10 protein-coding genes are annotated in these 8,624 nt (G+C 45.4%); 2 read left to right on the top strand and 8 right to left on the bottom strand.

All coding sequences use genetic code 11. The features are described from left to right. From AC37HE_RS16770 to AC37HE_RS16755, 4 genes are all read right to left on the bottom strand, one after another. Positions 1–241 (bottom strand): formate/nitrite transporter family protein (locus tag AC37HE_RS16770; protein ID WP_500784248.1); only part of this gene is annotated, 241 nt, incomplete at its 3' end. 84 nt (positions 242–325) lie between these two features. Continuing rightward, a complete protein-coding gene (gene pflA, locus AC37HE_RS16765; RefSeq protein ID WP_500784246.1) occupies positions 326–1,075 on the bottom strand; it encodes a pyruvate formate-lyase-activating protein in 750 nt (249 codons plus the stop codon). 79 nt (positions 1,076–1,154) lie between these two features. Continuing rightward, complete coding sequence (pflB, locus tag AC37HE_RS16760; RefSeq protein WP_500784244.1) at positions 1,155–3,383, bottom strand: formate C-acetyltransferase; 2,229 nt, start codon at positions 3,381–3,383, stop codon at positions 1,155–1,157. 59 nt (positions 3,384–3,442) lie between these two features. Beyond that, complete coding sequence (locus tag AC37HE_RS16755; protein WP_500784242.1) at positions 3,443–3,808, bottom strand: DUF6686 family protein; 366 nt, start codon at positions 3,806–3,808, stop codon at positions 3,443–3,445. Between the two features lie 124 nt (positions 3,809–3,932). On the opposite strand from AC37HE_RS16755, the gene AC37HE_RS16750 reads away from it, so the two are divergent. Beyond that, positions 3,933–4,577, top strand: a complete 645-nt coding sequence (locus AC37HE_RS16750; protein ID WP_500784240.1) for an endonuclease III domain-containing protein — start codon at positions 3,933–3,935, stop codon at positions 4,575–4,577. Positions 4,578–4,944: 367 nt separating this feature from the next. After that, positions 4,945–5,088 (top strand): hypothetical protein, encoded by a 144-nt coding sequence (locus AC37HE_RS16745; RefSeq protein WP_500784238.1) that lies wholly within the window; start codon positions 4,945–4,947, stop codon positions 5,086–5,088. Positions 5,089–5,361: 273 nt separating this feature from the next. Here the strand turns inward: AC37HE_RS16745 and AC37HE_RS16740 are convergent, their stop codons facing one another. The 4 genes from AC37HE_RS16740 to AC37HE_RS16725 all read right to left on the bottom strand — a co-directional run bounded on the left by AC37HE_RS16740 (position 5,362) and on the right by AC37HE_RS16725 (position 8,433). After that, positions 5,362–5,718 (bottom strand): helix-turn-helix domain-containing protein, encoded by a 357-nt coding sequence (locus tag AC37HE_RS16740; protein WP_500784236.1) that lies wholly within the window; start codon positions 5,716–5,718, stop codon positions 5,362–5,364. Positions 5,719–5,723: 5 nt separating this feature from the next. Then, on the bottom strand, positions 5,724–6,017 hold the full coding sequence (locus AC37HE_RS16735) for a type II toxin-antitoxin system HigB family toxin (RefSeq protein ID WP_500784233.1): 294 nt from the start codon (positions 6,015–6,017) through the stop codon (positions 5,724–5,726). 227 nt (positions 6,018–6,244) lie between these two features. Then, on the bottom strand, positions 6,245–7,585 hold the full coding sequence (gene hutF / locus AC37HE_RS16730) for a formimidoylglutamate deiminase (RefSeq protein ID WP_500784231.1): 1,341 nt from the start codon (positions 7,583–7,585) through the stop codon (positions 6,245–6,247). 35 nt (positions 7,586–7,620) lie between these two features. Continuing rightward, positions 7,621–8,433 (bottom strand): N-formylglutamate amidohydrolase, encoded by an 813-nt coding sequence (locus AC37HE_RS16725; protein ID WP_500784229.1) that lies wholly within the window; start codon positions 8,431–8,433, stop codon positions 7,621–7,623. Positions 8,434–8,624 lie beyond the last annotated feature (191 nt).

The raw sequence follows: 8,624 nt of genomic DNA, 5'->3' as shown, positions 1-8,624 counted from the left end.
TTACCACCATCATGAGGCCTACGGGAAAGGCTGCCCCGAAGATGAATTTTGCCAAGCCCGGATTACTTGCTGCCAATCCTGGAATACCACCTCCAACGATAATGGCCAGCAAGCCGCCAAATGCGATATATGCACCGGCCATAAAACTCAATACCAATATCTTTTTGACCGAATAATTGTTTTTTGCAATGGCCGTTTCGCCGGCAATTTCGAGAATGCGTGGTGGTGTATTCAGGCTCATATGTTTAGAAATTAGATTTACAATAAATAGCAAATAGTCAATGGTCATTTTTCTTAAAATTATACAATCATGCTTTTCGCATTGTTATTTGCTGATGACTTCCTTAAAATGCCCTTCGAGCATCAACCGGGCCTGTTCAATTTCCTCAGGTGTATTTTCCCGCACATCTTCCAGCTGGTACTTTTCTCCCAATGCTTCCCATTTGTACTGGCCTAGTTTATGGTAGGGGAGTATTTCAACCCGTTCCAAATACTTCATCCCTGAAAATTGGGAGATCAGCCACTGCAAATATTCCGGTTTATTGGTGTAGCCCGGAATGAGCACATAACGCAACCAGTAAGGCTTTTGGCTTTTTTCGCGCAAGGTAATCAGGCCGATGGCTGTTTGAAGGCCATTCCGCCCTGTCAGGCTTTCAAAGCCGGCTTCGGTGGTGTGTTTAATGTCGAACATAACCAGGTCGGACAGTTCACTGATCAACTCCGTGGCATGGACATTCGATACCGTTGCATTGGTGTCGATGTTGGTGTGAATGCCTTCAGCTTTTAGCTTTTGAAATAGCGGAATAAGGGTTTTGCTTTGCAGCAGCGGTTCTCCCCCTGAAATGGTGACGCCTCCTTTTTTTCCAAAGTAGGTTTTCATGTTGACGGCCCGCCGGACTATTTCATCCAGGTCGATCAGCTGGCCTCCTTCATGCTTGATGGTGTCGGCATTTTGGCAGTAAAGGCACTTCAAATTACAGCCCTGTAAAAACACAACCAGCCGAATTCCCGGTCCGTCGTGCGTTCCGAATGATTCAATGGAGTGAACTTTCAACTTTGGCGTGGCTTCAGTCATGGAGATGGGCTCGGTGTTTAGCGTAAAATTCCCGTACCCGGAAAATCAGGTACGGGTGATTTATTTGTTTTTGTTGAAATTACATGGTTTCGTGGAAAGAGCGGGTAAGCACTTCCATCTGTTGTTCGCGCGACAGGCGAACGAAGTTCACCGCATAACCGGACACGCGGATGGTCAGCTGCGGATATTCTTCCGGGTGGGCCATCGCATCTTCCAGCAAGGCTCGGTCGAGCACGTTTACGTTCAGATGCTGAGCGTTTTTTCCGAAATAGCCGTCCAAGGTCGCAACCAGGTTGGCAACACGTTCCTCTTCGTTACGGCCCAGTGATTTTGGCACAATTGAGAAGGTGTTTGAGATACCGTCCTGCGAATCTTTGTAGTCGATTTTGGCCACCGAATTCAGCGAAGCGATCGCACCATGGGTGTCGCGTCCGTGCATGGGGTTTGCTCCCGGTGCAAATGGAATGCCTTTGCCACGACCATCGGGTGTTGCACCGGTCTTTTTACCGTACACCACGTTTGAAGTGATGGTCAGTACCGACATGGTTGGATTGGCATTCTTATAAACCGGCAATTTCTTCAGCTCATTACTGAAATGGGCTACTACATCGCGGGCAATGTGATCTACGCGGTCGTCATCGTTTCCGTATTTCGGGAAATCGCCTTCAATTTGGAAGTCAATGGTCAATCCATCCTCGTTACGAACAGGCTTCACCTTGGCATGCTTGATGGCCGAAAGGGAGTCGGCTACAATCGACAAGCCGGCAATACCGTACGCCAGGTTGATGCGCGGGTTGGTGTCGATCAGCGCCATTTGCCCTTTTTCGTAATAATATTTGTCGTGCATGTAGTGAATGATGTTCATCGATTCGTTATACACGCGTGCGACTTCTTTCATGGCAATTTTGAAGTTTGCAATTACTTCGTCGTAGTCCAGGTATTCATTTTGAATTGCGGGGATGCCGTTTACGACTTGTGTCCCCGTATTTTCGCATCGTCCCTTGTTGAGGGCGAGCAACAAGGTTTTGGCCAGGTTGGTACGGGCCCCGAAGAACTGGATGTGTTTCCCCAGTTCCTGAAACGACACACAGCAGGCGATCCCATAGTCGTCGGAACAGCTGGTTGTACGCATTAGGTCGTCATTTTCATATTGAATAGACGAGGTATCAATAGAAACCTTCGCACAGAACTCTTTAAAGTGCAGCGGCAATTGTTGCGACCACAGGATTGTGATGTTTGGCTCGGGTGATGGTCCCAGGTTGTACAAGGTGTTTAGGAAACGGAAAGCCGTTTTGGTCACTTTGCTACGTCCGTCAATCAGCATACCGCCGATGGATTCGGTAACCCAGGTCGGGTCGCCCGCAAAGATCTGCTCATAAGCTTCCATCCGCAGGTGACGAACCATGCGGAGTTTCATCACAAACTGGTCGATGTATTCCTGCGCTTCATCCTCGGTAATAACTCCGGCTTGCAAGTCGCGTTCAATGTAAATATCCAGGAAAGAAGATACGCTTCCCAGTGACATCGCTGCACCATCCTGCTCTTTTACAGCAGCCAGGTATCCCATGTAGGTCCATTGTACCGCTTCACGTCCGTTTTCAGCAGGGCGACTCAGGTCGAGATCATAGGCTTTGCCCATCTCAATCATGTCGTAGAGGGCTTTGATTTGCTCGGCCACTTCTTCGCGCAAACGAATGGTTGCATCGGTCATAGGGCCGGTAATATTTTCGAGATCTTCTTTTTTGCCTTCAATCAGTCGGTTGATGCCATACAATGCCAAGCGGCGGTAGTCCCCAATGATTCGGCCGCGGGCATAGTTGTCGGGCAGGCCGGTCAGGAAACCCAAAGAGCGAAATGTCCGGATTTCTGTCGTGTAGGCATCGAAAACCCCGTCGTTGTGGGTTTTGGCATATTTTTCAAAAGTTTCGGCAACATGGGGATCGGGAGCATAACCATGTTCCGATAAGGCACGGCTTACTACCTTGAACCCACCGTAAGGTTTCATAGCACGTTTCAGCAACTCGTTGGTCTGTAAACCAACGATCACTTCCTTGTCTTTGTCGATGTATCCTGCCGGGAACGATTTGATGGTGGAAACAATTTTTGTATCCACATTGCGAAGACCGTTTTTGGCGCGCTCTTCTTTCAGTGCCTGTTTACAAATTGTCCAAAGTGCTTTGGTATTTTCGCTTGGTCCACTTAGAAATGTGTAATCGCCGGTGTAGGTGGAAATGTTCTGCGAAACAAAGTCGCGCACATCAATGGCTTTGTTCCACCGGCCTTCTTTAAATGGGTCTATCGATTTCATAATTTTTAGTTTCTATGTTAGAGCACGATTCGGGTAGTGAACCGAATCAGCGGGATATTTTAATTTTTTGAGATCTGAAGAGCAACTGTTCGAGGCTTTATCAAATGAAATTTCTGAGGTGGAAACAAATGAGTAACCAGCAGTTCTTTCAGCTCATAAAGCTCCTCCAAACTGAACCCGATGATCAGGTTCGGGTGATTAATTGGAATGCGTATTTTGCGTTCGCTTGAGTGGTCTTCGTTTTTTTTGACCCAATATTTACCGTCGAGGTTCTGGATGTACGTCTGAAAGTTGTTGTATTCCTTTTTGTTGAAACTAAAGTTTAGGTTTTTGTAATCCACGTGAATTTTGTTGCATTCAGAGCACTTGTAAATTCGTCCGTTTATCGTTTGATTAATAGTTAATTCGCCTCTTCCTTCGATCATGTTTTCTTTTTCTATTTAAAACGATTCGAAATAACAAATGTTTTCAGAACTATGCAATCGCTAAATGTTGGTATTTTCTGTATCTTGTTTTTATTCCAAAAACGCGAATTTAAAGAGAATTACGATGGAAATAAATTGGACAGAGCAGTTGCAGCCTTTATTTGAGCAATACGGGAAAAGGCAACATCCACTGGCTTATAAAAGCAGATACCAATTAGTAGTGATGGTTGTACTGTCGGCGCAGGATTCGGACCGGCATATCAACGAGTTGGCCCCGCCATTTTTTGCCGTCTATCCGGATGTGAAGACATTGGCAACAGCGGAGCCGGAGGATCTGCACAAATACATCGGTAAGGTTCGAAACTTTGGAAATAAGTCGAAGTGGCTGGTGAAGATGGCCAAGGAAGTTGGTTCGGATGAGCAAATTCCCCGGACAATGGCTGAGCTGATCAAGCTTCCCGGCTTGGGACGCAAATCGGCGAATGTGATCATTCGCGAATCAGGAGATCCTGCAGAAGGTATTATTGTCGATCTGCATGTTTTGCGTGTTGCTCCACGACTGGGCATTGCCGAGGAAGAGGCCAAGCCAAAACCGGAAAAGATTGAAAAGCAGATCATGGCTGAATTGCCGCAGGAACGATGGAACGAAGCGGGTATGGCTATTTCATTTTTGGGACGTGAGATCTGTCGTCCAACAAATCCCCAATGCACGGAATGCCCAATGAATTCCTTTTGTTTGTATTTCAGGGAGCATAAAAAACATCCATAATTCCGGGATGTTACCAACAGGGATGAAAGTAAAGGAGAACAAGAGAAAGCAGTTGAAGGCAATTGAAAACAATTGAAGGCAATTGAATGGAGATGGAAGTTTGATCGGAGCGAGACCAGCCTGTTTTTGTCGAAGGTGAGAAGCGAAAGCTTAGTGAAACCGCTATTCATGGAGCTTGCAACTCGAACCCTGGAATTTTGAGGGTTGACGGATTGATGGAGCTTCAAGTTGAATCAAATTCCAGATTTAAAATTCCAAATCTCAAAAAGTATTCGGTCCCAGCGTTCAGTTCCAATAACCAGCAACCTTCTACCCCTAGTCTGAGCGATAGCGGAGACGAGGGGTAAGTGGTTCATCGTTTGTAACGATGCCTAAAGGCGTTGAAAACGCCAACCTGGAAACCACTCGTTCGGAAACGAGTGGCAGAAGAGCTAGCCCATCGGGCTTCGACATCAATAGAAAGACCGCCCCTCCCCGTTCCCGCGATGTTGGGAAACGCGTCAATGTTTAACCGCGGAAAGCGCAGAGAAGACGCAGAGGGATGGATTAACGATTGCCGATTAGCGATTGAGAGAAGAGTAACCAGCAACAAGCAGTAGCCTCAGACCTCCACAAGGGTCCCTATGCCCGGAACTTGAAACTTAAAACTTGGAAGGGACTTTCAGAAAATAAAGCGGGAACTCGTGACGAATTCCCATTCTGTTATACTTTGTTAAATCAGTAATTAACCGGAACTTGTTTGCAGGTCTGGCAATATTCGGCTTGCTCAACTACCCATTGGCCGTCAATAATCAGTAATTAATGATTCATAAGGGATTTTCAATTTGTCATGAAGTCTCCGAATCATATTGATGTTAAGTTTTCTTTTTTTGTTTAAGATTTCAGAAACCCGACTTTTATATCCGATAATATCAGCTAAATCCTTTTTAGTCAAGTCCATTTGCTCCATTCTAAATAGAATTGCTTCAATGGGGTCAGGTGCATCAATAGGATAATTTTCTTCTTCATATTTTTCGATTAGAATTGAAAGGACTTCAGCTTCATCACCTTCCGGAGAGTCCACAGGTGCGTGGAAAATTTCTTCAAGCCTTTTAATTGCTCGATTATAATCGGCTTCCGTTTTAATTGCTTTAATATTCATCGTCTTTAAATTTTATCTGCATCAATTTTGTCATATTCTTTATGTGTTCCAATAAATCTGATGAATACCCATTGTCTCTCATAATTTATATCTACAACCAGACGGTATTTATTACCGCAGATATTGAAAACAACACGTCCATTTTTTAAGATACTTGCTTTTGCATAGTCCTTTTTAATTTCATTTGGACTAATCCAATTTACTTTCGAAGCTTCTTTATACCAAGTCTTTAGTTGTTGTTCGGAATCAGTATGTTTCTCCCAAAAATCACGAAGTATCTTTTTCGCTATTACTCTCATTTTACCATTGATGTAATACAAAGATAATGGGAATTACCAAATTGGTAACTAACATAGAGGTAATTTTTGGGTTTTTAAAATTTAAATGAAACAAAAATGTCAGCCCACTATTATTCAACAGTTTGTTAAAAAAATAACTTCCAAATTTCAAACAGCTAGGTTCCCATTGCCACATGTGCTCAACCGGAATGTTGTAGGGAATTCCACCTTGCTGTCTTTTATCGTCCTCAATAATTAGTCGGAGCGTGTTTGCAGGTCGGGCAATATTCGGCTTGCTCAACTGTCCATTGGCCGTCCACAATTGTTCCCCGCACATCCGACGAATCGGAGTTGTAGATGATGGCCGCGAGCAGATGCTTCAGCCCGGCTTGTTGCAACACAGGGTTGTCGGCTCGGTAAACAACGGCATCGAATGCTGCACCAAGGCTAAAGTATTTTTCATTGGCCGTTCCCATTGCTTTTCTTCCGTTAATCAGGGCTTGGTGTAACAGCGTTTTTCCGCCATCGGAGAACGTGTTACGCTTGTGGCTAACCAGCCGTTGCCCGTAGTCCATCCAGCGGAAATCTTCGAGCGGGTTGAGGCTGATGTGGCTGTCGGTCCCGATTGACCAGTTGCCACCCGCTGCGTGGAAATCACGCAATCGGAAAATACCATCACCCAGGTTCCCTTCGGTTCCTGGACAAAGTACCACATTTGCTTTCGATTTGGCCAGGCCTACCAGCTCTTCGTCCGACAAGTGCGTACAGTGAACCAAATGAAAGCGTTCATCCAGATTAACCTTGTTTAATAACCAGTCGACCGGTGTTGTCCCCAACTGATTTTTGCAATCTTCCAGTTCTTTCAATTGCTCAGCTGCGTGTATATGAAAGGGTAAATTTCGTGGGCCTAATGCTGCAGTTGCAATAATGTCGGTGGCATCGACAGCCCGCATGGAATGCACGCCAAAACCCAATTGTGCATTTTCGTAATAGTTTGCAGCTTTTTGGCTACTCTCCAGAAGTTTGAAATAGTCTTCATAGGTCCGCGAAATGAACCGGCGCTGTTGCGGATAATAATTGGTTCCAAAGTTCCCTTTTTGGTAGAATACCGGTACGAGTGTGATTTTAATCCCGGCTTGGGCAGCAGCTTCAATTAGCGCCGTTCCCATTTCGGCCAGGTTGGTGTACGGTTTGCCGTACTGGTCGTGATGCAGGTAATGAAATTCGGCGACCTGTGTGTAGCCGTTTTTGAGCATCCGCCGGTATAAATTCAACGCTACTTTCTTCAGATCATCCGGAGTGAATGATAAGGCGCATCGATACATCGCTTCTCGCCAACTCCAGAAATCGTCATCGGTTCCGGTTTGGTGCGTTTCAGCCATTCCTGCCATCCCGTATTGGAATGCATGTGAATGTGCATTCTGAAAACCAGGCAGCACATAGCCGTCAATCCTTTCAAAGTCGGCAAATGGTTCGCTTGGTTTAGTCTCATGGATGTAAGTGATTTGTCCGGTTGAATTGACACCGACGTAAGCCGGACTTATCCAGCCATCTTCGGTGAAGAGTGCTGTAAATTGAAAGAGTTTCATATTGTTGTTAGACGATAGATGTTAGACTTTAGAAATTAGACGAGAAGAGTTTTGCTGAGTTCTTGCAGCGTTTCCTGAAGCAACTGTTGCAATTTTGAAGCTCGGGTTGAATGGTATTTCGTTTCGGAGTCGTCCATGTAAATATCTTTTGACATTTCCAGCTGAATCGCATATTGCCGCTGTTCAGGTTTGCCAAAGTTACGGGTGATGTTTCCGCCTTTGAATGGTGTATTTAACCCCAATTGGTAGTTGCCTGATGCCAGTTTTCGGCTAACTAATTGTTCCTGTTGGGGAGGGACGGTGGTGCCGTCGGCTGTTCCCAGGATCATGTCGGGAAATTTTTCAACCCGAATGCCAGGAACGTAGCGGCGAATGGAATGGCAGTCCCACAGCAAGGCAACGCCAAACTTCTGGTATGCCTCATCTAATAACGATTGTACTGCTGTGTAATAAGGGCTGAAGTATTTTTCTTTTCTTCCGGCAATTTCTTCTTTGGAAACGCTTTTGCGCCCGTCGTTGTATATTGGGTTTCCGTTAAAATCGGTAGCCGGACAAACAGAGGTAATCACCCGGCCGTCGTTGTAGAGAGGTATGCCATCCGGATTCCGGTTTAAGTCAATCAGCAGTCGGCTGTAATTGGCTTTAATGGTCAGCATGCCCAATTCTTTTCCAAAAGCGTAGATGTCGTCCACAAACCAGTCGGTGTCGTCGGCCGGTAGCATCTCCGTTATGAATTCCTGTAGCAGTTCTTCCGGTAGTTCTGTGCCACTGTGGGGTATGCTCAACACGATTGGCGAAAGGATTTCTTTCGGTCGTGTGATGGAGTAGAGGTTATTGTAGTTGTTCATTTTCGTCTTAATTACAAGAGAGGAGGCTTTTATTCTTTGTTCCGACTTATACTGCCTTATAAGGCGGATTTTACGCTGCCGTCTTGAAACAAAGAGTAAACAGAAAATTCAAGGCTGATTTTTATCTTCAATCTTCATCTTCCTGAAAGCTAAGTTCGACGGGTGATTTCCTCCTTCGTCGGAACTTCCCG

Source organism: Mangrovibacterium sp. (assembly GCF_059905295.1).
This window is presented reverse-complemented; position numbering and strand designations above follow the sequence as displayed.